27 protein-coding genes and 1 pseudogene are annotated in these 22922 nt (G+C 44.5%); 10 read left to right on the top strand and 18 right to left on the bottom strand.

Annotated features, from left to right (window positions below; translation table 11 throughout):
* Window positions 1–107 precede the first annotated feature (107 nt).
* Window positions 108–1088, bottom strand: a complete 981-nt coding sequence (gene accA, locus OSCIL6407_RS0109500; RefSeq protein ID WP_007353760.1) for an acetyl-CoA carboxylase carboxyl transferase subunit alpha — start codon at window positions 1086–1088, stop codon at window positions 108–110.
* Between the two features lie 192 nt (window positions 1089–1280).
* Here accA and OSCIL6407_RS0109495 point away from each other — a divergent pair, with 192 nt between their 5' ends.
* A complete protein-coding gene (locus OSCIL6407_RS0109495; RefSeq protein WP_007353759.1) occupies window positions 1281–1757 on the top strand; it encodes a tellurite resistance TerB family protein in 477 nt (158 codons plus the stop codon).
* A 14-nt stretch (window positions 1758–1771) separates the two neighbouring features.
* Here OSCIL6407_RS0109495 and OSCIL6407_RS0109490 read toward each other — a convergent pair whose 3' ends face one another.
* Both OSCIL6407_RS0109490 and OSCIL6407_RS0109485 read right to left on the bottom strand, forming a co-directional pair.
* A complete protein-coding gene (locus OSCIL6407_RS0109490; protein WP_007353758.1) occupies window positions 1772–2794 on the bottom strand; it encodes a long-chain acyl-[acyl-carrier-protein] reductase in 1023 nt (340 codons plus the stop codon).
* 227 nt (window positions 2795–3021) lie between these two features.
* Window positions 3022–3717: an aldehyde oxygenase (deformylating) gene (locus OSCIL6407_RS0109485; RefSeq protein WP_007353757.1), complete on the bottom strand. Its 696-nt coding sequence runs from the start codon at window positions 3715–3717 to the stop codon at window positions 3022–3024.
* 205 nt (window positions 3718–3922) lie between these two features.
* Between OSCIL6407_RS0109485 and OSCIL6407_RS0109480 the strand changes: the two genes are divergently transcribed.
* Window positions 3923–4735, top strand: coding sequence for a carbohydrate ABC transporter permease (locus tag OSCIL6407_RS0109480; protein WP_007353756.1), 813 nt, complete (start codon window positions 3923–3925; stop codon window positions 4733–4735).
* Window positions 4736–4775: 40 nt separating this feature from the next.
* Here the strand turns inward: OSCIL6407_RS0109480 and OSCIL6407_RS0109475 are convergent, their stop codons facing one another.
* Entirely contained in the window at window positions 4776–5669 is an 894-nt protein-coding gene (locus OSCIL6407_RS0109475) for an ABC transporter permease (RefSeq protein ID WP_007353755.1), read from the bottom strand.
* Between the two features lie 33 nt (window positions 5670–5702).
* Complete coding sequence (locus OSCIL6407_RS35310; RefSeq protein WP_155523389.1) at window positions 5703–5840, bottom strand: hypothetical protein; 138 nt, start codon at window positions 5838–5840, stop codon at window positions 5703–5705.
* A 66-nt stretch (window positions 5841–5906) separates the two neighbouring features.
* On the opposite strand from OSCIL6407_RS35310, the gene OSCIL6407_RS0109470 reads away from it, so the two are divergent.
* From OSCIL6407_RS0109470 to OSCIL6407_RS0109450, 5 genes are all read left to right on the top strand, one after another.
* Window positions 5907–6179, top strand: a complete 273-nt coding sequence (locus tag OSCIL6407_RS0109470; protein WP_019487154.1) for a hypothetical protein — start codon at window positions 5907–5909, stop codon at window positions 6177–6179.
* A gap of 124 nt (window positions 6180–6303) precedes the next feature.
* A complete protein-coding gene (locus OSCIL6407_RS32475; protein ID WP_202796228.1) occupies window positions 6304–6450 on the top strand; it encodes a glutathione S-transferase family protein in 147 nt (48 codons plus the stop codon).
* A 31-nt stretch (window positions 6451–6481) separates the two neighbouring features.
* Window positions 6482–6964, top strand: a complete 483-nt coding sequence (locus tag OSCIL6407_RS0109460) for a cupin domain-containing protein (RefSeq protein ID WP_007353753.1) — start codon at window positions 6482–6484, stop codon at window positions 6962–6964.
* Between the two features lie 54 nt (window positions 6965–7018).
* Window positions 7019–7864 carry an arylamine N-acetyltransferase family protein gene (locus OSCIL6407_RS0109455; RefSeq protein WP_007353752.1) on the top strand — a complete coding sequence of 282 codons (846 nt, stop codon included), beginning with the start codon at window positions 7019–7021 and terminating at the stop codon, window positions 7862–7864.
* A 200-nt stretch (window positions 7865–8064) separates the two neighbouring features.
* Window positions 8065–8646, top strand: coding sequence for a hypothetical protein (locus tag OSCIL6407_RS0109450; RefSeq protein ID WP_007353751.1), 582 nt, complete (start codon window positions 8065–8067; stop codon window positions 8644–8646).
* 85 nt (window positions 8647–8731) lie between these two features.
* Here the strand turns inward: OSCIL6407_RS0109450 and OSCIL6407_RS0109445 are convergent, their stop codons facing one another.
* The 5 genes and pseudogenes from OSCIL6407_RS0109445 to hemH form a co-directional block, all read right to left on the bottom strand.
* Window positions 8732–9478 carry a HEAT repeat domain-containing protein gene (locus tag OSCIL6407_RS0109445; RefSeq protein ID WP_007353750.1) on the bottom strand — a complete coding sequence of 249 codons (747 nt, stop codon included), beginning with the start codon at window positions 9476–9478 and terminating at the stop codon, window positions 8732–8734.
* A gap of 147 nt (window positions 9479–9625) precedes the next feature.
* On the bottom strand, window positions 9626–10054 hold the full coding sequence (locus OSCIL6407_RS0109440; protein ID WP_007353749.1) for a KTSC domain-containing protein: 429 nt from the start codon (window positions 10052–10054) through the stop codon (window positions 9626–9628).
* Between the two features lie 145 nt (window positions 10055–10199).
* Window positions 10200–10361: pseudogene (locus OSCIL6407_RS38555) on the bottom strand (DUF4277 domain-containing protein); the annotation flags it as partial.
* Window positions 10349–10795 (bottom strand): helix-turn-helix domain-containing protein, encoded by a 447-nt coding sequence (locus OSCIL6407_RS0109430; protein WP_007353747.1) that lies wholly within the window; start codon window positions 10793–10795, stop codon window positions 10349–10351. The gene OSCIL6407_RS0109430 and the pseudogene OSCIL6407_RS38555, both read right to left, overlap by 13 nt.
* Before the next feature lie 370 nt (window positions 10796–11165).
* Entirely contained in the window at window positions 11166–12329 is a 1164-nt protein-coding gene (hemH, locus tag OSCIL6407_RS0109420) for a ferrochelatase (RefSeq protein ID WP_007353746.1), read from the bottom strand.
* Between the two features lie 101 nt (window positions 12330–12430).
* On the opposite strand from hemH, the gene OSCIL6407_RS0109415 reads away from it, so the two are divergent.
* Window positions 12431–13102 (top strand): class I SAM-dependent methyltransferase, encoded by a 672-nt coding sequence (locus OSCIL6407_RS0109415; protein WP_007353745.1) that lies wholly within the window; start codon window positions 12431–12433, stop codon window positions 13100–13102.
* 580 nt (window positions 13103–13682) lie between these two features.
* Here the strand turns inward: OSCIL6407_RS0109415 and OSCIL6407_RS0109410 are convergent.
* From OSCIL6407_RS0109410 to minC, 4 genes are all read right to left on the bottom strand, one after another.
* Entirely contained in the window at window positions 13683–14804 is a 1122-nt protein-coding gene (locus OSCIL6407_RS0109410; protein WP_007353744.1) for a hypothetical protein, read from the bottom strand.
* A 105-nt stretch (window positions 14805–14909) separates the two neighbouring features.
* A complete protein-coding gene (minE, locus tag OSCIL6407_RS0109405) occupies window positions 14910–15179 on the bottom strand; it encodes a cell division topological specificity factor MinE (RefSeq protein ID WP_007353743.1) in 270 nt (89 codons plus the stop codon).
* A gap of 288 nt (window positions 15180–15467) precedes the next feature.
* Window positions 15468–16274 (bottom strand): septum site-determining protein MinD, encoded by an 807-nt coding sequence (gene minD / locus OSCIL6407_RS0109400; RefSeq protein ID WP_007353741.1) that lies wholly within the window; start codon window positions 16272–16274, stop codon window positions 15468–15470.
* Window positions 16275–16446: 172 nt separating this feature from the next.
* A complete protein-coding gene (minC, locus tag OSCIL6407_RS0109395) occupies window positions 16447–17244 on the bottom strand; it encodes a septum site-determining protein MinC (protein WP_007353957.1) in 798 nt (265 codons plus the stop codon).
* Window positions 17245–17506: 262 nt separating this feature from the next.
* Here minC and OSCIL6407_RS0109390 point away from each other — a divergent pair, with 262 nt between their 5' ends.
* Both OSCIL6407_RS0109390 and OSCIL6407_RS0109385 read left to right on the top strand, forming a co-directional pair.
* Window positions 17507–17851: a hypothetical protein gene (locus OSCIL6407_RS0109390; RefSeq protein WP_007353956.1), complete on the top strand. Its 345-nt coding sequence runs from the start codon at window positions 17507–17509 to the stop codon at window positions 17849–17851.
* Window positions 17848–18066 (top strand): hypothetical protein, encoded by a 219-nt coding sequence (locus OSCIL6407_RS0109385; protein ID WP_007353955.1) that lies wholly within the window; start codon window positions 17848–17850, stop codon window positions 18064–18066. Before OSCIL6407_RS0109390 ends, OSCIL6407_RS0109385 begins: the two co-directional genes overlap by 4 nt.
* A 31-nt stretch (window positions 18067–18097) precedes the next feature.
* Here OSCIL6407_RS0109385 and OSCIL6407_RS0109380 read toward each other — a convergent pair whose 3' ends face one another.
* The 4 genes from OSCIL6407_RS0109380 to OSCIL6407_RS0109365 form a co-directional block, all read right to left on the bottom strand.
* The gene (locus OSCIL6407_RS0109380) at window positions 18098–19420 is read right to left on the bottom strand and encodes a four-carbon acid sugar kinase family protein (protein WP_007353954.1); all 1323 of its coding nucleotides are present in this window, start codon (window positions 19418–19420) and stop codon (window positions 18098–18100) included.
* 19 nt (window positions 19421–19439) lie between these two features.
* Window positions 19440–19772 (bottom strand): PP2C family protein-serine/threonine phosphatase, encoded by a 333-nt coding sequence (locus OSCIL6407_RS0109375; RefSeq protein WP_007353953.1) that lies wholly within the window; start codon window positions 19770–19772, stop codon window positions 19440–19442.
* A 58-nt stretch (window positions 19773–19830) separates the two neighbouring features.
* Entirely contained in the window at window positions 19831–21816 is a 1986-nt protein-coding gene (locus OSCIL6407_RS0109370) for an adenylate/guanylate cyclase domain-containing protein (RefSeq protein WP_007353952.1), read from the bottom strand.
* A gap of 318 nt (window positions 21817–22134) precedes the next feature.
* Window positions 22135–22785 (bottom strand): hypothetical protein, encoded by a 651-nt coding sequence (locus tag OSCIL6407_RS0109365; RefSeq protein ID WP_007353951.1) that lies wholly within the window; start codon window positions 22783–22785, stop codon window positions 22135–22137.
* Window positions 22786–22922: the final 137 nt, after the last annotated feature.

Here is a 22922-nt window from a genome sequence, read left to right as displayed (position 1 = left end):
CACACTTAAAAACCGGGAATTATGAGATTTACATGAAGAATTGTTAAGTCCGTGTCTTCTGAGAAATTATAGCACTGCTGGCAGGCTATTCTGGTTTCCAAGGAAAATTAAACTCCAATTTCAGTGAATACACCGATTTTACGGAATTTTTGATATCGGAGTTCGCGACGCTGCTGGCCGGTGAGCTGGGTCAGTTCGGTTAAGTTCTGTAACAAAGATTGTTTCAAAATTTCAGCAGCCTTAAGGGGATGAGCGTGAGCGCCGCCGTTGGGCTCGGGTACGATCTCATCAAGGATACCCAGATTTTTTAAGTCTGCGGCAGTAATTTTTAAGGCTTCTGCTGCCAAGTTAGCTTTGCCTGCGTCTTTCCAGAGGATGGCGGCGCAAGCTTCGGGGGTTGCCACCGTGTAAACAGAATGTTCTAACATCAATAGCCGATCGCCGACACCAATACCTAAAGCGCCGCCAGAGCCACCTTCGCCGATGACAGTGCAGATAATCGGAACATCGAGGCTGAACATTTCCCGGAGATTGTAGGCGATCGCCTCTCCAGGGCCAAGTTTTTCTGCCTCAACGCTAGGTAAAGCGCCGGGAGTATCGATAAAGGTCAAAATTGGCATTCCAAAGCGATTGCCATGTTCCATCAGGCGCATAGCTTTGCGGTAGCCACCAGGGGAAGCCATACCGAAGTTACGGGCGACATTATCTTTAGTATCGCGACCTTTTTGATGACCAATAATCACTACAGGTCGTCCGTCAAGGCGGGCCACACCACCAACGAGGGCGGGGTCGTCTGAGCCGCCGCGATCGCCGTGTAGCTCCAGCCAGTCGTCGCTAATTGCCTGAATATAATCTAGGGTACTAGGGCGACGGGGGTGACGAGCCAGTTGCAGCCGTTGTATCGGCGACAAGCCGGTAAAAATCTCTTGACGAAGTTGGGCCGATCGTGCTTCCAACTGGCGAATGTCCTCGGAGACATCTACACCATTTTCGTCAGCTAGTTGGCGAATCTGGTTAATCCGGGTTTCCAGTTCCGCCAGGGGCTTTTCAAATTCTAATAGGAGGGGTTTACGGTCAGCGTTGGGCACACTAGGAATTTCGATAAAATTTGGATTTAGTCTGGATCGATCCTACCCTGTCAGGTGTGAAGAGCGAAAGTTTCAAATCTACTTAACCTCTTTTGAGGCGCGATCGCAGCTATTCACCCCCGGTTAGGGAATTGCTTTGTGCGGGAAATCTCTGTAAACTCGACAGCAAAGAAATTTTTACTAACACTAATTATGTCCTACCAAAGTCAAAAAAACGCAAAATCTTCTGACTTCTTCAGAACTGCGAACAGTAAAGCAAGTGGCATCGAACTAACTGCACCCGAAGCACTAATGGCTATTTCCATATTAGCCGTCAGTGCCGATGGCAAAATGGCCCAAGAAGAAAAGCAGACACTTGGTGCTAATCACGTCCGCCTTTTCAGTTCTTATTCCCGCGAAGAATTCCAAGAGCTTTTTAAGAAAGTTTTAGGCTTGGTAAATAAGTACAGACCGTCCGATGTATTCATCGCTGCCAAAAACGGGCTAACACCTAAGTTACGACAAACAGCTTTTGCCATCGCCGCCGATCTAGTTTTAGCCGATGGAGTTTTTACCCAAGAGGAACAAGACTTGCTAGTTGAACTCTGGGAAGCATTAGAACTTAAAGACGAAATCGGTCAAAAAATTATGGAGGTAATGATCATCAAGAACTGCACGGATAATAGTTAACTATCAACTGTTAACTAAAACAATAACAGGGGTCTAAATCCGTGTTTTAGAGAAACTTTCCCGATCATCTCCATCTTTTCAATAGTGATCTGATTTCGTCCCCAAGAAAAGTTCGTGTACCACTTTTCAAACTCCAGCAACATGGATTCAGCAAAACAAGCAAACAACTGACGAGCTGGCACATCCATACTGACTATTTTCATAATTTTCCAGTCAATATCTAGAGAATGTTCCACTATCCCACCCTGAAGTACATAAACTCCCGGATGTTGAACTTTACTTGCTAAATTTTTAGGATAGCCGCCATCAATCATCAGACAAGGTTGCTTTAATTCTTTGGGATTAATTTCAACTCCCTTGGGCATACTCGCTACCCAAACTATAATATCCGCTAGAGGTAGAGCTTCCTCTAAATCCATTATTTTGCCGCGCCCTAATTCCGATTCTAAGGCTTGCAAGCGTTCGCGTTCGCGAGCAATTAGCAACAATTCTTTAACATTTGTCCGGTTATTCAGCCAGCGACAAACTGCACTACCAATATCACCAGTCGCCCCGCAAACTGCCACAGTAGCCTGAGACAAATCTATTCCCAACTTAGGCGCGGCTTCTTCTACTTGGCGACAGATAATATAAGCAGTATGGGTATTACCAGTAGTGAAGCGTTCAAACTCCAACTTAATATTCCTAATTTGCTGAATCTGCTGCAAGTTGAAATTTTCAAAGATAATCGAAGAAAATCCACCTAAAGCTGTAATATTGATGCCGTGCTTTTGAGCGTGAACCATCGCGTTGAGTATTTTCCGCGTAGCTGCCTTAATTCGGCGATTGGCCAGCATTTCTGGTAGAAAGCAAGATTCTACATAGCGACCCTCTATTTTTTGACCTGTGATGCTAGTTACAGTGATATCATCAACGATTTGAGGAGGAGCGCTGCACCAAAAGTCAAGCCCCTGATCCGCGTATTCTGGATAGCCCAACTCTTTTGCGACTGATTGGGCGTGTTCTAAGCTACTTAAGTGACCAATTAAACCAAACATTAAATAAAAAGTCAGTTTTCTGTTGTTAGGTGGAATTGCTAATTGCTAATTGCTAATTGCTAATTGCTAATTGCTAATTGCTAATTGCTAATTGCTAATTGCTAATTGCTAATTTGGTACTTATGAGTTAGGAAATTAAATCTTTAACTCAAAACTCTTTCTTCCCTATTAGCCTTTAGCTTTTAGCTTTTAGCTTTTAGCTATCAGCCATTAGCAATTAGCCATTTTTATGCAGCGGTAAGACCGTAGGCGGACATCCGCATAATGTCGCGAGTGGTAAAGCCAATATTGCTGAGGGCTTCGCCGTAGGCTATCATAAAATCCTCAACTAAGGCATCTTTTTCCATGCCCAAAACGCGGGCATCGTCTTCAACTTGGTTGAGCATTCGCCAGACTATGGGTAAGTTTTGGCGGTTAGCTGTATCGACTTCAGCTTTGGATTCCTCAAAGTGGGCTTTGAGCCATTCTTCGCCAAAGTTGAGGTGGTTGTACTCATCTTTAACTACCCCTTCGGTGATTTTTCGAGCGAAGTCATCGGCAACGGGGATGTAAATATTGTAAGCTGCGATCGCGAAGCACTCGATAATCAGCGCTTGAATCACCAAACAAGTCACCACCTTACCTGCTGCCGCTGCTTCTTGGAAATTGCTGTGCAGTGCCGCAAAGAAATCCTTGGCAAATTCCATGTCTGGCGTTACCTTAAGATTGCGGCCGCAAGCTTGGAACCCTTTCATGTGTCGGTTTTCCATCTTAGACAACGCAATCAGCACATCCTTTTGGTCAGGCAGCATTTCGCCCAGTCTGATGTAGTTGTCATAAGCCTCCTGTTCGCCTTCGATCACAATGGCGTTAATCCGGCTGTAGGCATCTTTGTAGGTTGCCGTTTCAAAGTCGATTGCTGGGCTGGCCTCAAGCTGCTGCATAGGTCTGTCGTCTCCTCATCACAAAAGAGTAAATACTTAAATAGAGCTTTGGAACTGGGGTCAAAGGTAAAGTTATTTTACTTAACTTAGCTTATAGTTTACTTTACCTATTTAAACGAACAATTTACCAGTTTTGTTGGACTCCGCGAAGCTACAGAGGCTCAAAGCGTGAAAAAATCGGCATTCTACCTCACTTAGAGCATTTATGGCTAAACAATTTCAGACATCCAGGGCAGGAGAAATGCTCATTTGGTTTTTTTTGTTGGTTGGGGCCGCTGTGGTGCTGATCCCCCTTGCTGTTGTAGTTGTTACATCATTCACCCCAGTTTCTATCAAAGCAACTGATCTAACTCTAGCTAATTATCTTGAAGCTTGGCGTAGGGGAAACTTTTTACTGGCTTTTATTAATTCTACTTTAGTGGCACTGGCGGTGACAGGGTGTCAGGTGGTTACGTCGGCTTTAGCTGGTTACGCTTTAGCCCGGTTGCAGTTCCGAGGGCGTGGGGCTTTGCTTTTGGTGGTTTTGGCAACGCTGGTGATTCCGTTTCAGCTATTGGCGATTCCTATCTTCCTGGTTTTGAAGTGGGGCCACCTACTCAATACTTACGGGGCTCTGATTTTACCGACGGCGGCGAGTGGATTTGGGATTTTCTTGATGCGCCAGTATTTTAGCTCGATTCCGGTGGAGTTGGAGGAGGCGGCGGCTTTGGATGGGGCAAATCGCTGGCAAGTTTTGTGGTTGGTGATGTTACCTTTGGCGCGTCCCGCTTTGGTGACGCTATTTTTGTTTGCTTTTATCGGCGAGTGGAACGATTTGTTTAAGCCGTTGGTGTTTACGACGAGGCCGGAGTTAAGGACTGTGCAATTAGTTTTGGCTGAGTTTCAGGAACAGTTTACCAGCAGTTGGCCTTTATTAATGGCAGCGGTTGTTATTGCCACTTTGCCTGTGGTGGTGTTATTTTTAATCGGTCAAAAACAGTTTATTCGAGGTATTGCAGCGACGGGAATTAAGAATTAAAAATATAGCAACCGCTTTCAGCGGTTGCTATAAGTTGTGATTACGCAAAGCGACGACGCAATAAGGGCTGAATTCCTAATAGCGCCACAACATCAAAAGCTAGCAATACTAACAATGCACCGCCAAAAGTAACATCGCCCCAAGGTGCTTGCATAACTACACTAGCTAATGACCAATTGCTGTGAAGATACAGGTAGCGAATGGGTTCGATCGCATAACTTAGAGGGTTAAGGGTGACGACAACTTGCAACCAGTGAGGCATGAAGGACAGCGGTGCGAGGGCTGTACTGGCAAATAATAAAGGCAAATTGGTGACAAAGATTACGGCGATGAGTTCGACGTGGCCAGGTAAAGCGAAGGTTAAGCCTAAGCTGATGCCTGTCACGCCTAAGACTAAGAGGAAAATAATCAATGCGATCGCCATTAATCCTGCGAATCCTGGTAGTCCCGCGCCCAAAAATGCACCCGCTGCTACAATTGCCCCGGTTTGGATGAAGCTGAGGGTAACGATGAAGATCGCTGAGGCTAAAACAATTGAAAACCTAGAAGCTAGAGGCGCAACTAATAAACGGTTGAGGAAGCCAAATTCGCGGTCAAACATCACTGGTAAACCAGCATTTAGGGCACCAGCAAAGGCGGTGAAGACGATTACGCCTGCACCGAGAAATTGCCCGTAATTCTGACTTTCGCCAAATAAGCCAGCGGGTGCATTTTGAAATAGGGCTCCGAACAATACTAACCACATCAAGGGCTGAATAATACCTGCAATTAGCGTTGAGGGCCGCCGCTGTAACTGAATGAACAGTCGCCGGGTTAAGGCTAGTGTTTCTTGAATGAAGTCACCGAGCAGGGATGTGGATGTGTCGGGGGATGCTGTTGAGAGTGGCCGCTGCTGGTTGAGGTTAGGTTGGGGGGATGTAACTGTACTGCTCATAATTGCTTAGGACTGCTTTTGTCTAATTATTATCTAGAGTAGCAAGTCTGGAGATATTGGTGGTGCGATCGCCTGAAGGCAAAAACCGCACTGTCGCTGTAGCGCCTTTTGTCGCAAAATTAGGAACGTAAGTGAATCCCAAAGGATCGATTCATCTTCCAGCTTTGACAAAGTTGCTTTGGTTGATAAAATTTAAAACATCGAATTACTTTAATATCATCAAAAATTAATTGGAGTATGTGGCGACGTTTTTCTTCTAATTTGAGCTTAATAGGCGTTGGTATCGCACTGATGGCGATCGCTTTTATCAGCATCTCCTTTCTTCCTTCCCAAGTTGAAAGTAGTCTCAGTACATTTTTTGGCAAACTTGGCAGAGGCGGTATTGATGTGACAATCACCAACACCTATAGACGAATTGCTGCCGATCGCTTTCTCCTTCAAAGTGTCTACCTTTTCCTCACAGGAATTGTTTTGCTGGTAGCAGGATTATTCAGAACTAGAAGTCATTGAGATTAGCTAGGAGCAAAGATAGCAGCGATCGCCTGGGATTTTGACATTAGCACAGGAATCAGATAGTTAGATATAAATCGTTTCCCCTAAAATGTATATATTTAGATCAAATGCTGATATTCAGATGAGCTTTCCTATCGAGGTAGCGGTTGCACGAGGCGGATTGGATGCCAGTCGTCCAAGGCTAATAGAGTTTTGCGATCGCATCCATTCTCGCCTAGCCTACCAACAGGCATTAAAACCGGGTGGTACATACCAGCTTGCGAGTTGACTGGAACAGTTAGTTTTTGGAGGATGACCCTATGGTAGATCGACACCCATTGCTTTTACGCGCCGAACAGATTGCTGCGAATCTGCAACCCTTTTCCCACCCCTGGAATGCCAATTCTGAACTATCGGGAACTCAGTTAGGAAAAGCTGTTGGCCTAAAACGTACAGGAGTCAATTTTATCAGAGTTCCACCTGGCAAAGAATCTTTCATCTATCATTCTCACCATCGCGAGGAAGAATGGATTTACATTCTATCGGGGTACGGCGTTGCAGAGATTGGTGAAGAAGAATTTGAAGTTAACCCAGGAGATTTTATGGGATTTCCCACACCTTCGGTTGCTCATCATCTTAGAAATATCGGGGATGAGGATTTGGTGTATTTAACAGGAGGCGAAAATCTGGATGTAGAAATTGCAGAGTTTCCGCGTCTGGGGAAGCGGATGATTCGACGTGAAGGAGCTATCGAAATCTATGATTTCTCCGATGCTAAACCTTTTGGAACGTTGGATACATAATGATTAATTATTCCCTATGAAGAAACTCAGTATTGACTCCGAGCGTAATAAAATATGCAATTGCAACAACGACTGACTGAAATCGACCTTGATGCCTATTTTCAGCGAATTGGCTATAGTGGCGACTGCTCGCCCAAGCTGACAACGTTACAGGCAATTCATCAAAGACATTCCCAAACGATCGCCTTTGAAAACCTCAATTCACTTTTGAAACAACCTGTTTTGCTGGATTTAGCCTCCTTGCAACAAAAACTAATCAATGAGGGACGGGGCGGCTATTGTTTTGAGCAAAATTCACTGTTGCGGGCTGTTTTGCTTGCTCTTGGCTTTCAGGTAAAGAATCTAGCAGCCCGCGTGCTGTGGAATTTGCCAGAAGGGACGATCGCACCTCGCAGTCATATGGTGCTGTTGGTCAATATTGATGGAGAGCCATACATTGCAGATGTGGGATTCGGAGGATTAACGCTCACCACGCCGCTTGCTTTGACCCCGGATATTGAACAAGCTACATCCCATGAATCATTTCGATTGATGGCAACGGAGCGCAGCTACGTCATGCAAGCATATATCAAGCAGGAGTGGAAATCCCTTTATAGATTCGATCTTTACGAGCAAGAATTACCCGATTATGAGGTGAGTAATTGGTATGTTTCAACTCATCCCGGCTCGATTTTTGTTACTAACTTGATGGCTGCAAAACCGGATTCAACTTGTCGTTATGCCTTGTGGAATAATCAGTTTACTGTGCATTATTTGGACGGTAGAACCGAACATCGCGTCCTTTCAACGGTTACAGAGTTACGCGCTACCCTTGAGAATGTTTTTTGTCTCAACTTGGGAGCGATCGCTGACCTCGATCCGAGGTTACAACAATTAATTGAGCGATCGCGTGCAAAGTAATCCCTCTTTTGTCACTGAGCGGGAGAGAAAAAGTTAAACAGCAAGCAAACTGGGAACAGAAAAAGGTAGGATGAGAGCAGGAAAATCATCCATTAATAAGTCCTGTACTTGAAACGTAGCGGTGACAACTACTTCGTTGTAAATTATGTAGAGTGTGTTTTTAATCGTTCTTAGTCAATGATTGCAAGTCTTTAAATTTTATGTACGAAGAACCGTTGGCGATCGATATAAGTGAAGAAAACTATCTAGTCACCGCTATCATCTCTCATGTAGTGAAACCGGGGCGCGAGCAAGGTTACGAAGCATGGTTTCATGGCATCGCCGCTGATGCACGAAAATTCAAGGGACATCTGGGTGTAAGCACTATTCGACCACAGCATCACGCTCATCCTGAGTACGTGGTGATTCTCAAGTTCGATTGTTACGACAATCTCAAAACTTGGCTAGAATCGGATGTTCGCCGAAAATGGATTGAGCAATTGCAACCGTTGATTGAAAAGCCAGAAGATATTCAAACCCTGACCGGATTAGAAACTTGGTTTACGCTCCCTAACAGGTCGATGAAGGCTCCACCCCCTCGCTACAAAATGGCTTTAGTGACATGGTTGGGAGTGTTTTTTACGATTTCTATTCTCAATCGTTTGCTGGTACCGCTACTAGCCGGACTTCCTGCATTGCTCAAAACTCTGATCGTCACAGGTCTCACTGTTATCCTGCTCACCTATTTAATTATGCCCCGCCTCACACAATTATTTCGCAAATGGTTGTATCCCATTTCATAAAATGATATGAATTTGTATCGTAACTTTATGACTTATTTGTGCTGAAAGAACCTGATTTTATGGAGTAAAAACTATCGCCAAATACCTACAGCAAGCCATCCATTTCTAAATCTTCAATGATTTGTAACCCGCGCGGATCGCCAACTCGCAACAGCGATGACTTGGCATCTTCTTGCACGCTAAAATCTTGGTCTTCTTCTAAAGCTTCAATCAAACCATCGATCGCGCCAGCATAAACCACATTATTTGGCAATTCCCGGCACAGTTGACCGATCGCCCAAGCACAATTACTCCGCACCGCCGCTACAGAGTCTCGCCGCAAAGCTTCAATTAAGGGAGGAACAGCACCGATCGCTACATCATAACCGACAGTCGCCATCTGACCGAGGGAACTAGCCGCCCACAACCGTACAGCCGAAATATCAGTTTTCAGGGCATCAATCAGGGGAGCTAAGGAGCGGCGATCGCGACAATTTCCCAAGGCCCAAACCACGCCTTTGCGGACATAACCGTTCCAATCACGGTTGAGTTGGTCGATCAGCGCTTCCACCGCATCCCGGCTGGGGTTGCGCCCCAAGGCATAAGCCGCACTCACCCGCACTAAAGGACAGCCATCTCGCAATAGGCGAATTAAATGGGGTATAGCGCGAGCGTCTTGGAGTTCGCAAAACGCCCTCGCTGCGATCATGCGCTGCTGGGCTTCTGGAGATTCCAGCAAAGGCAGCATTTCCTCTGGATCTGGCTGCGGGGGTTCCGATTCCTCCAAACGATCCAAAGGGCTTTCGAGTTCAGCGTCAGTATTAATTGCGCTTAGGTAGTCATCATCATCCATAAATCTAACTTTACCGCACTAGGGCGGATCGAAAGCAGAGACTTAGGCAACTAGCACGCTTGAATGAGCTTATAGGGTGCGCCAGAGTTTCCTTATAGATCGATCTAATAAGAGTTCGCGTCTCCGAAACACCCTATTTTGGCCTAATTAGTCTACCCGCTCGCTGGAATAACGGCTTTTAATCTCAGAGTTGAAAAACTTTCCAGTAGAGTCAGCGTCCCGCAAAGATTCCCAAGTTTCCTCTTCTACATCAGCATATTGATAAACAGCGCCACTGGCAAATTCTATCTGTAAAGTTTGGCTATCTGCATCATAACCAATCGCTTGTGCCATAGAGGAACTAACGGGGAGCATAGCAATTGGCTCTGGAATTGAGGTAATTTGGTTTGTTTCAATGCTACCGCTTAGATCGTTATTAGCAATAAAGGCAACTCCTTGCAGTCCGTGTAAAGCAGCTTTTGGAGCCTCAATCTCAATGTACTCTACTTCCTCTCCTCGGTCTATTAACAGCCCTAAATGACCGTTAGAATGACCGACTCCCAATATATTGCTTAAGTCAATCTTAGTTAGCTTCATAGGAAAGTTTGGAGTTTGTCAACTTGCTTATCAATGTCTAGGTCAAGCCAAAGATGCCACCTTTGAACCCACATTCCGCAGTTCTGGCTTTGATGACTAAGGATTTTCATACATTCACTGTAGGAAAAATATCTGTGCCTACCTTGTGGATGCTGTTCATTTTTACTTGGAAATTATGGGCGGCTTTCATGGCGATTGTTGTGAAGAGTTTTGTGGTTCCTACTTGATAATATTTGTCGAGGGCTCTTCCTAGTCTATCGTCGTTTAGATGTTCGGGTAGTATTCCCTTTCCGATTAGATGTTCGGACGTGGCACTTTTAATTTAGCTTTGAGTCGGTAGTGTACCCAATGATAGACTGTGGGATATTTCAATTTGAGCTCATAGGTCTGATTAAGCCACTCCACAATTTCCCCATAGCTCTTGAAGCCAGGTTCCTGCTTTAGTCTTTCTTGTAAGCCCGCGATCGCGTCTGGACTCAAGTGGCGCGATTTTCCGGGCGCACTTTTGATCGCCAACAATTCACAGAGTCCTCCTTTGCGATACTTTTGTAACCACCGAGTTACCGTTGAACCATCACGTCCGAGACGTTCGGCAAGGATTTGATGCTCAGTGACTTGTCCCGTTTTTAGCCACCACAACATTTGCAAGCGTTCTTTTTGGCTGGCGGTGCGACTGGTTTTTAGTTGTTGTTCCAAGCTCTCTGCACTTTCTGCGATCGCCAGAATCAGTTGACGTGCCATAACTAATGACCTCTAAACATTATCTTCATTCTATGCAACTTCATGTAAAATTGGTATAAATCTAGGACTTTTATGGCTTCTTGATGCTCATTCATGGTTTTTTCCTCTTTGCTCCTAATTCGTTCATTGTATATCAAAAAAGCCTGAAATGATTACTGGGTAATCACTTCAGGCTTGAATTTTTAAAATTTATAACCATCAATTCTGTTTAAAGACCTGCGGAATGTGGGTTGTAAGGTGGGCGCTCGCCTCAACCATCTTCTGCTATGACTTATAGCCTTTTTGAGGCGAGCGCCCACCCTACGTTTAATTGTGTCTATCAACCAATAACTAACAACTATCAACTATCAACTAACAACTAACAATTACCCTAAAGCAACCCAATAAGATGCAGGGGGCCATGACCTGTGATTAACTCCACCAAAAGTCCGATAAACCCAATCATTGCCAGACGGCCATTCCAAACTTCTGCCGCAGTAGTCAAACCCCATTCCCAACGTTCTTGCGGGTACATTTTTGCCTTCTTCGGAGGATGTATCACCTCAGAAAACTTAATATTGGGTGCATCTAAAGCCTCAATAACTGAATCAGCTAAATCCTCAATAAATACAGGATGAGTATTAAGAGCCGGCACGCGGTGGAAGTTGTGAATCCCCGAATGTTCTGCCAATTCGCGATACTCCATATCAATTTCTTGCAACGTTTCGATATGCTCAGAAACAAAGCTGATCGGAACTACAAGCAACTCATCAACTCCTTTAGCAGCCAATTCTGGAATCGCTTCTTCCGTATATGGCTTGAGCCATTCCACCGGGCCAACCCGACTTTGGTAAGCAAGGGTATGGTCATTTGGTCGGCTGAGAGTCTGCATAATCCTGCTAGTACAGTCCTCAATCTCTCGCTGGTAAGGATCTCCTGCTTCTTCCACATAGCTAACGGGGACACCGTGAGCGCTAAAGAATATATGAACTCCATCGGGATCGGGGCGACGATCGAGTTCTTGGGCGATTAATTGAGCCATCGCCCGCAGGTAGCCCGATCGCTGATACCAAGAGGGAATAAGCGTATACTCAAGCTGTTGGAGAGTGGGATCGTCTTGCCAGATCCTTTCTAAGAGTCGGAAACTGGAACCACTCGTACTGATAGAGAATTGGGGATAAAGTGGTAAGATTACCAACTGTTCAATGCGATCGCGCTTGATTTTCGCGATCGCCTCCTCAGTAAAAGGATGCCAATAACGCATCCCCACATAAACTTTAGCTTCCTGTCCCTTTTCCTGTAACTTTGCTTCCAGTGCTACCGCTTGCTCTTCTGTGATCCGCCGCAAAGGAGAGCCACCGCCGATGTGCTTGTAGTTTTCCTGGGATTTCTCGGCCCGCAGCGTAGAAATCAACCAGGCGAGGGGTTTCTGCATCCAAGGAAAGGGTATGCGAATAATCTCTGGGTCAGAAAACAGATTGAAAAGAAAGTGGCGGACATCTTCGATTTGATCCGGCCCACCCAAATTTAGTAGTAAAACTCCTATACGACCCATAGCGCTTGCATTTCCCCTCTTGTCTCAGCTTTGTTACCAATTTTAATAATATAACTTCTTAATAAGCCTGAGTCGATAGCCAAACATACACAATTTTAACTATGGCAACAATTCTTAGAGATTTAAGTTATCGTTACCAGTGGCTCTATGACGCGATATCACGCATCGCCGCTCTAAGTGTAGGCGGGGAAGCGCGTTTCCGCCAGCTTGCCTTGCAAGGTTTGACCATGCGATCGGACACTAAAATCTTAGACCTCTGCTGCGGTAGCGGTCAAACTACTCAATTTCTAATCCAATACTCTCAGGATGTCACCGGGCTCGACGCTTCACCCTTGTCGCTGAAACGGGCAAAAAAGAATGTCCCCTCAGCTCAATATGTAGAAGCTTTTGCCGAGGAAATGCCATTTCCTGACAATTATTTTGATTTGGTGCATACCAGTGCGGCGATGCACGAAATGCAGCCTATGCAGTTGCAGCAAATATTACAAGAAGTTTACCGCGTGCTCAAGCCGGAGGGGATCTTCACTTTGGTAGATTTTCACCGGCCGACTAATCCGATATTTTGGCCAGGGGTGGCAGTTTTTTTCTGGTTATTTGAAACGGAGACTGCTTGGCAGTTAATTGAAACCGATCTCACTAATCTGTTATCGGAGGTGGGGTTTGAGGTAGGTCTGAGTGGGGAAAATCCTAGTACAAATGTACCGCAGCAGCCCGCACTTTATGCAGGTGGTAGTCTCCAGGTAATTCAAGCGCAGAAATTAGGTAATGGCTAATTGCTAATTGCTAATTGCTAATTGCTAATTGCTAATTGCAGACCTAGTTAAACAGGATGTTATTGCAAACATAACTCTGTCAGGTTTAGAGATAACTCCGTCATTGATACACTCTGTTCTGATAAATATAACTCCGTCATTGCGAGCGAAGCGAAGCAATCTCAAGGCCTTGAGATTGCTTCGCTTCGCTCGCAATGACAAGGATATTCCCTCGCGCAATGACAAGGATATTTTCTGACTATGACCAAGATATTCGCTTACTATCTTATCACAAGAATATTCACTTGCAATGACAAGGATACTCCTCACTATAGAGAAGGACAGAGAGTATGTCTAGATATAGAAAACAGAGGAGCTACCGGATTCAAAAAATATTAAATTAACTGGGAAGTAATCGTTTTCCTAGCTTTTACTTCCCGCGCTTGGGACTATTGTCCCAAGCGCTGTCAACCACCCACTGATAAACAGCTTTTGGTTAGACAAATACACTTAATATAATATGATGTTTCGCGACTCATAATTATATATGTCACAAATATTTACATATTTAGCTGATAGTAACAGAGAAGCAAAAACCCAGCTATACAAATTTTTTCGCCTCCGCCAAAGCCTTTTCAAACTTAGCTAAAACATCCTTCTCTCTGTGAATGATTTTCTCCTGTTCTAACATGGGTCTGCCAAAGCGGAAAATACCATCTTGCTCAACATGATCTACATAAGGTAGCGTTTCAGGATGAGGCAAAAATTTTTTTCCCATTGTGTAAGGTGTATGGTAAGAAAAAGTAAAATCAGGAAACTGCTCGGTCTTGATTTCCAAATAGTACAGCGAATAATAATCCCTAGTTTCCGTATAAATACATTCCCGGCATTTGTGTACTAGCTTGCGATTGTGATAATAAAATTCCCACTTATCCCAATAGTAGCCCTCCTTCATCATTTCATAATGATTATCGCAAAGCTTCAGATACAATTTATCAGAATCAACTGGACGATAAAATGCTAGCATTCCATAGGGAACCTGAGCCAATAACTTGATTGCTTGATTTTTGCGCTCGTACCATTGTTCTCGCCGCTGCTCGTACTGTTCGTTATATTTGATTGCTCTGAGGCTTTTAATTTGATTCTCTTTGGCCCAGCGAGAGGCCCACACTGTCCAGTAGGCTAGTTGGAGAATAGCTGATATTTCACTCGATCCTTTTTCTTGCCATTCCTCTATAATTTTTTCCCAAGCTGAGCCAAAAGCTTCTCTTGATTGCTGATGTTCCTTGCGGCTTTCTGAGGCAATTTGTGCTCCTGTTTGCCGATTAGTTTTGATCTGCGATCTATGTTCTTCTCGCCACCGCTGAATATCTGCTTGGGTGATGCTGAGGATAAATCTTCTGTCGTGAACGGGATATTCCAAATCCATTCCAGATTTCCGAAAACTGCGATATTCTAAAATAGGGATTTTGCCTTCTTTTACCCAGCGCTTGCGCTCGTTTTTAGAGCAGTTGAGCAGCTCTTCTAATTCTATCGGCTCAACAGCTAACTCGCTTTTGAATGTTTCCCAGAATCTTGCTTGCTCGAAGGCATTTTCTTCTAAAATAGACAGAATTGTACTGACGAGACTCTCTTTTTTGTCCTTAGAATTGTCAGGGAGTCCTAAAAATTCGATGAGTTGGGCTTTGAGAATACGTCTGGAAGAGATTAGCTCGGCTAACATCGGGTAGCTCCAGTAGAGTCGAGACTTAGGTTAAAACTCAAATAAGTTACCTAACTATTAATATCTTAATAGATTCTCCTCTATTGAACTCTGGGAAATAACCAGCTAAGTATCTGACTTGACTCGGCGGATGGGTAGGTTTGCAATCAGTGCTGTGGCGCGGCGATCGCTTTCTAGGGAAAACTCTGTACCATCGGTTTCGAGTTCCACATAGCGAGATACTACCTCTAGGATTTCTTTTCGCATTGATTCAACCATTTCTGGAGTGAGGTCAGAACGGTCGTGGGCGAGAACGAGTTTGAGGCGGCGTTTAACTTCCTCGCGGCTGTTGTCAGTCGTGCGGGGGAAAAGGCGATCGAGAAGTGTATTAATCATGGGGCTTGCGGAGTTGTCAAGAGTTAGGCAGGTGGCAGTAAATCCGTTTAGCCGCCTATGGTAACGGCCACGAAACTGGTTAGTAGTTTCGAGTAGGATCGTTTATGTCAGTGGCGATCGCGCTCTTGAGGAAAGAGGCTGGTAACTGAACGGGGCGGCGAAGTGAGAAAATCCTGACAACATACCCTTTAAAATAAACACTTTAAATTCTTCCTCATTCCTCACTGCCAATAGTTTAACTGGCAGTATACCGAGATCGGCATTTATTACCAAAACTTCGCCGCTTACTTACATAATCTTAGCTGTTAACAGCCTACGGAGTCGAGTAAAAAAGTTATCCTGGGGGGGATTGAGTTCGAGAAACTCAACTTTTTCGCCTTCTAAGCGCCGAGCAATATTTTCATAGGCGGTTCCAGCTAAGGATGGAGTTTCCGACAGCACTAAGGGTTCGCCCCGGTTAGTGGAAACAATTACGCGCTCGTCGTCTGGGACAACTCCCAGCAGAGGAATAGCAAGAATTTCCCGCACATCCTGCACCGACATCATATCATTAGCTTGCACCATTAAGGGTCGAATACGATTGACGATCAGGTGGATACGTTTGACATTATGAGCTTCTAGTAAACCCACAACGCGATCGGCATCGCGGACGGCGGCAATTTCTGGGGTGGTGACGATCACGCCTTCTTGAGCGGCCGCGATCGCATTTTGAAATCCCTGCTCAATTCCTGCGGGCGAATCAATCAAAATATAGTCATATTTCTCTGCTAGTACGTTAACTAATTGTTTCATTTGTTCGGCACTAACAGCATCTTTCATCCGGTTTTGAGCGGCCGGTAGTAATACTAGATTGGGCTGGCGTTTATCTTTGACTAAAGCTTGTTCTAGTCTACATTCGCCGGCAATTACTTCTACTGCCGTATAAACGATGCGATTTTCTAAACCTAATAGCAAGTCCAAATTTCTCAAGCCGAAGTCAGCATCAACTACCGCTACAGAGCGACCAAGTTTCGCCAGAGCCATGCCCAGATTTGCTGTGGAGGTAGTTTTCCCAACTCCTCCTTTGCCAGAAGTAACAACAATAATGCGAGCCATAAGTAAAATTGTTAGTTGTTAGTTGTTAATTGCTAGTTGTTAGTTGTTAGTTGCTAATTGCTAATTGCTAATCGCTAATTGCTAATTGCTAATTGCTAATTACCCATCTCCCCCATCTCCCCCATCTCCCCCATCCTCCCCATCCTCCCCTTCTCCCCCTCTTCCCTAGCCCCTAGCCCCTAACCCCTAGCCCCTTATCAAAATCACTGGCTCTGCTAATACGAATGCCTTGGGTAGTCACGTAGGCGACTTCGGGGTAAAACTGAGCCGGTTGAGTCTCAGGCCCTCTGGCGACGTATTCAGCAATCCGAATTAGCATAGGTTCCATTTGCAAAGTCATAATTACACTTTTGGCATTGCCGCCTGCTCCAGCATGAACTCTACCCCGCAAACGGCCCCAAACTAGGATATCGCCTTGAGCGACCACTGAGCCGCCGGGATTGACATCTCCTAAAATTATTACTGTACCGGGATGCCGAATTTCTATGCCGGAGCGAATTGTCATCTGTAAATACAGAGGTTCGGCGAGGGAGGAAGCTGTTTCTGAGGGTGTTTTGTTGAGAGAGGAGATGGGGGATTGCTGTTCGACGGCATAGCCGGCGGTGGCGGCGGCGACTGCTGTTTGGCGGCGGATGGTATGAACTCGTTTGAGTTGGAGTTCTACTTCAGAAAGAGCTTCTGCGATCGCTTGTAGTTGGCGAATATCTAATAAGCGATCGTTCGCCATCAGGTGGACTTCTGCATTTGGCTGCCAGAAGCGTTCTCCTGCATTCAGTCTAACTTTTAGCTGTTGCCACAGTTCAGTCCAGGTTGTTGCTGTTGAAGTTGCTGCTTCGCTACTGGTTTCGGGGGGTAGCAGCAGCAACAAGTGCCCGCCTTCATTTTTGAGATGAACTTGCAGGTTGAAACTCACTTCAGGCGTGGAAGCATCGGGGGTAACGGCGGCGGAGGGGGAAGCATCAGTCGTCATGGGACTGGTCTGATTTTAGGTAAGGTTGACTATCAATATTAACTTAATTAGGAATTAAAACCTGTTTATATTACCTCTGATTGCCAGTTATCTGTCATTGCCAGCCAATCGAAGCAATCTAAAGATGCTGCTTTATATTACCTCTTATTACCAGTTGCCTGTGGTTATGACCGCAACTAAACAATCTCAATATTCTCCTAAAGTAGGATCGGTGTGATATTCTGCCTATTTGACAGAACTCATGTTAACTTAGATGGGAATTATGGCCAAGTTACCAGACGAGATCATCACGACTGTTTTCACTTTACAGCGACAACTCTTAGAACGCATAGACGAAGCAACTGCAACAGTGTTTGTTATGCTGGCTGAGTATGGCGAAACAGAGGCCACAGTCCATGAATTAGACGAACTTCAAAGTATCCGAGAACGAGCAGACACTTACTATTCACGTTTTTATGTCACTTTGCGGCGAATCTATGAATCTCAACCTGTAGCTTCTCGTGATAGCCTAGATATCATAGCCCGGTCTATAAATGAGGCTCAGGCTGTAGCTGATGCTACATTAGCAAGTGTCCAAGAAATTAAGAGGAATTGGAATTTACCATGAGTAATGAACTGAGAATACCGGATGCTGAGACTAGAGCACGTTCTGTGGCTAATTTACGCGAAATCGTGAAACGCTGGGATGTTCTTATTGCCGAATTGGATGAACTAAACGCTCGTTTAGAAGCTGATATTCAGAACAGCACTCTGGGAGCTTATTATCAAAGAAGAGCGGCACGTCTGGCAGCACAGCAACAAGAATCCACTGCTCAAACATAATTTTCCAGGGCGGCAATTACCGCCCAACTAGCTATTTACTTAACCGCCGATAAACTGTGGCTAAAGCATCTGCATCCCCGACATTGCCGGGAAATAATACTACTGGTAAATAGGGAAAGAGAGGATGATCTGCTGCTGTCCGTACTACTGAACAACCTGCTAAAATTTGACCTAGTAATCGTGCTGATGTCAGGGATAAACCTGTGCTGAGAACGTCGTTAGAAGTAATGCCTCCTTTGCTAATTAAAAACCCGATATCTGAAGGTAAGCCTCGCACTATATCCATCAATAAAGCTGAAACAGCAGCACCGAAATCTAAGCGTACTTGTACGCTATCAAAGGTAAGTTCTTGACGGCTAGTATAAACTACGGGAGTTTTACCTACAGCACGAACGGCATGAACATTTTCGAGAGTATTTTTTAGGAGTGTTGCTCGTTGTGCTGGCGAATCTTCTAACAAATGGGCGACATCAATTTCAATGCTAGCTGTTCCTGGTTCTTGCAGTAATTTTTCTAATTGTTCGGTTGTTTTTTTAACGTGAGAGCCAACTATTACTGCACCAGGTTTACCACCACGCACGTATTGTGCCATATTTTCGGCTGCTATTGGCTGCGGGCCGAGGTCGGCTAGCGATGTTAAAATACTAGCACCGCTGCGGAATAAAAAGCGTTTACCTTGGTTTGCTGCTGTCAGGATATCTGCTGCAAAACGGTTAAAATCGGCTTGATTTTCGCCGTCAACAACTCCGCATTTGTTACCAGTTAAATTTAGCAATCGTTCCAAACTTCCAGCGCGAATGTCTGCTAGCAAAAATCGCTCTACACTTTCAGCCGAAATCCGATTTTGGGTTTTTTCTGCTACATATTCTGGCAAATAACTATGTTTGTACCCAAAGACGGAATCACGGGCAAATTCTGTTTGTTCTACGGGTGTTTCAATGCCATTAATTATCAGATAATGAACGCTATCGCGGGTAATTCGGCCGCCTTCAAAGAAGGCGGGAACTAAGAAATGAGCGTCAAAAGGGCCAAGTTCTTCGGCGATTACGTCCGTTTCTATGGGATAATGGCCCCGGAGGGTGGAGTCAGAACGGCTGACTATTAAGAAACCTGCGGTTTGGGGGGTATTTGCGATCGCATCTTTCAAGTTGCGACACACTTCGCGGGTGACAGCAGCCGCTTGTGCTGCGGGTAAAGCTCTGGTATTTGTGAGGATGAAGAAAATGGGAGACTCGTCCTCCAGTCCTAACTTTAGGGTATCCACGTCCCAGCGGGTTAGCAACAGACAACTGTGAACAGTTTGGGAACCTGTGGGATCGTCATCGAGGACTATAATTTTAGGTTTGGCGGTCATAGCGATTTTGCTAGTAATTTTAATACTTTTGTTTGAGGACAACTAAAGTGATGTCATCATACACCTTTTGCTCACCGATATGGCGCTTAACGTCCGCGATCGCGGTTTCCTTAATTTCACTAGCTGAAAGCTGGCGGTTTTGTTTAATGATTTCTACCAGCCGCTCTAAACCGTATTGTACTTTATTAATATCAATAGCTTCAGTAATCCCGTCAGTGTAAAGTACAACTACATCATCTAAATTTAACTCTATGGTAGTTGAGGCAACTAAATCTGCAATTTCAGCTTCCAGTCCCAAGGGAAATCTTAACTCCATTGTATCAATTAATTGTACTTCACCGTCAGCTCGCACAACTCTATTACCTCTTCATGTTGACTGCTCAAACTCAGAGCGCGATCTTTAAGGACAGTCATACTCGCCGACCCAAAAGCCAATAGGTCATCATTTCTCCTCTTCCCTTGACTTCGATCGCGCCCCTTGGTTCTAGTAAGTATTTATTCTGTAATTTGTGATAAGTCGCATCGGTGACTTGAATGTATCCAGGCTTACCGTGAGATTCCATCCTTGAGGCGACATTCACCGCATCACCCCAGAGGTCATAGATAAATTTCTTAATCCCAATTACTCCCGCAATTACAGGACCCGTATTAATCCCGATCCGAATTTGTAGAGATTCCCCAAAAATATGCTCCACGTCTTGCATATAGGCGTGCATATCCAAGGCCATGTTGGCGATCGCATCGGCATGATCTGCTCGAGAAACGGGTAAACCACCAACTACCATGTAGGCATCCCCAATAGTTTTAATTTTCTCTAAGCCATACTTTTCAGTGAGTTGATCGAAAGCAGAGAAAATTTGGTTCAAACCTGTTACCAATTGCATCGGCTCTATCCGGGCCGAGATCCCAGTAAAACCTACGATATCCGCAAACAAAATTGTGGCTTCTTCAAAATGTTCAGCAGGGGATTCATTAGTCCGCATGAGGCGATCGGCAATTTCCGCAGGCAAAATATTTAAAAGTAACTGTTCTGACCTTTCTTTTTCTTGGCGCAGTTCTCCAGTTCTTCGCTCCACTCTAGCTTCCAACTCTTCATTTGCCAAATGGAGGGCATCGAGAGAATCCTTCAGTTGTCTGGTCATGCCGTTAAAAACGTTGGCTAATTTGCCAAGTTCAACGATGGAACTAACCTCCACTTGTTGGTTGAGATTGCCTCTAGCGATCGCTTCCGAGGCAGTGGTGATCCGCTCCACAGGACGGATAATCCGGCGAGCGGTCAGGATACCCAACAAAATTGCCAAAATCAAAGTTGCTAAACAGAGCAGGATTGTAGTCTGAGTATTGGCATTAATCTGATTCATAAAGTCTGCTTCTGGAATAGTCACCACCACCAACCACTCAATACCTTTACTATCTCGAAAAGGATCGACTCGGACGAAATAATTTTTACCATCCACAGTAAATTTAAGTTGATGAGATGCTTGGATATTTTGAAAATCACGAAACTGATCTAGCAAAGCTTGACTCGCTTTTTGGGTGATGGCATTGCTACTATTGACAACCTTGAGTCGTTCAATTCTTTGCTCTGGCAGTTGAACAACCTTGTCTGGGTAATATTGAAAGGGCTTTTCCCCTGTAGAGGTGGCAATCATTTCTCCAGAACGTTCCAGAATAAAACTTTGCCCAGTTTTACCGATTTTGAGTTTACTTAAAAAATCCCCAAACATTACCAGATTTAAGCTTGTCATCCACACTCCTTGGAGAGCTCCACTATTGGTATATATGGGTTTGCCAGCCGCAATGTATAGGTATTTACCTGTAATGTGAGGATACAGTTTTGCCCAAACAGCTTGCTTTTTCTGGACGGGAATTTTATAGTAGGGGCGGTTACGGGGGTCAAAGTTAGGTTTCCCGGCGTTGGTAATTTCCCGGCGTTCCCCTCCTGGACTAACGGTATAGGTCGTCAAAGTGTGGTTATTTTCTATCTCCGAAGTACGGATGACGATCTCGCCATCATCCTGCCGCTCACCAGCAAAAAACTCCTGATTGGGGGTAACAAAAGCTGCGGCAGCAACAAGGGGAAAGGCTGGGAGTTGTCGCCATAGAAACTTCTCTACGTCTCTCCCATTATTAAGATCGATGCGGTTTTGGCTCAGGGCTGCATCATAGTTTTCAAAGGATTGAAAGGGAATAGCAACCAGATCGGTTAGATTTTCCTTGATGCGATCGCTAATATCATTCCGCAACTGAGTAGCTACATCATTTACTGCTTTTTGACCGTTTCTATAAGAAAGATAACCAACAACAGCTACTGCTCCAACTGTTTGGACAACAAAGGGAATAATTAGCAGTATTTGTAGGGGAATTTTTCTGAAAAGTCCAGGTGATAAGGGCATCCTTGATTTACCAAGCATAGTGACTCTAGCATAAGCTAATCAGCTTTAATCTGCATACTCCTACACCCTCTACCCATTCGTGACAGGTTAAAAAAGTCAAACGAATGTCACTGAGTAAATATGCTTAATTAAAATTAAATTAAAATGAGAATAAATTGCTAGGAGAGTTGGCGCACCGAACAATCAGATTCGCAGCGTCCAATAGAAATGGTTTTGGAAGATAAATTTGGCTTGCCTCGCCCTAACTGGGTTGAAGATGAAAATTATTATTTTTGGTCTTAAATCACAGTTCGACAGCGGTTAAAATCCCTGGCGGCTTTAAGTACTAGCGTGTCTCTCCTGTAATTTCTTCATTTCCTCCTGTACGCCTACGGCAATCTGCAAAGCTTCATTTAACAACCGCCCTTGCTCGCTCGCCCGATCGTTAATTTGCAAGGCAGTCAAAGCTCGAAAATTAGTATCAAACATATCAGAATGACCAGCTACAAATTTTTTATTTTCCCTGAGAATCCTCTCGGTTTTTAAAGCTCTAACCAAATCTTCTCTGATCAGATACAAGGCTTCAATAACTTGCTCGCGATTGCGAATAGTTACCTTGTGATTGCCAGCTTCTTCTATGTTGTCATTAACTTCTATAGCTTTAATAATAGCATTATATCTGTCCACATCATCAAAAAGATTAACCAGATGTTTATTCCTGCTACTCAACCAAATTTTCCAAAAGTCATCAACTATTAAAGCCAGAGCCGCCGCGAAATGGACAGAAATTAATAACAAATAGTATCTCGGAAAAATTAGCAACAGCAGCAAACAACTAATGGCAACCAAAGCAATAACAGCCAAAGTTTTCAACCCTTCAGTGACAAACTTACGGATCGCAGGTGGTCTGTAGGTACGGTCTGTCCCTACACCACTGAGCCGCTTGAGTTCACCCTTAGTAATTTCCAATCCCTGGATATCAGGTCGCATAAATAATTTTAGCTATTAATTTTAGTTGTAGGTGCTGACGCTGGTATAGAATAATTTAACACCTTGCTCGTAACTTTAATAATTGGCTACTATACTCTAATATCTAAGTTGCAGCTATAGGAACGCTACACTGGAAC

The organism is Kamptonema formosum PCC 6407 (assembly GCF_000332155.1).
Lineage (GTDB): Bacteria > Cyanobacteriota > Cyanobacteriia > Cyanobacteriales > Microcoleaceae > Kamptonema > Kamptonema formosum.
The sequence above is the reverse complement of the archived record's forward strand: the minus strand, read 5'-3'. Positions and strand labels throughout refer to the sequence as shown.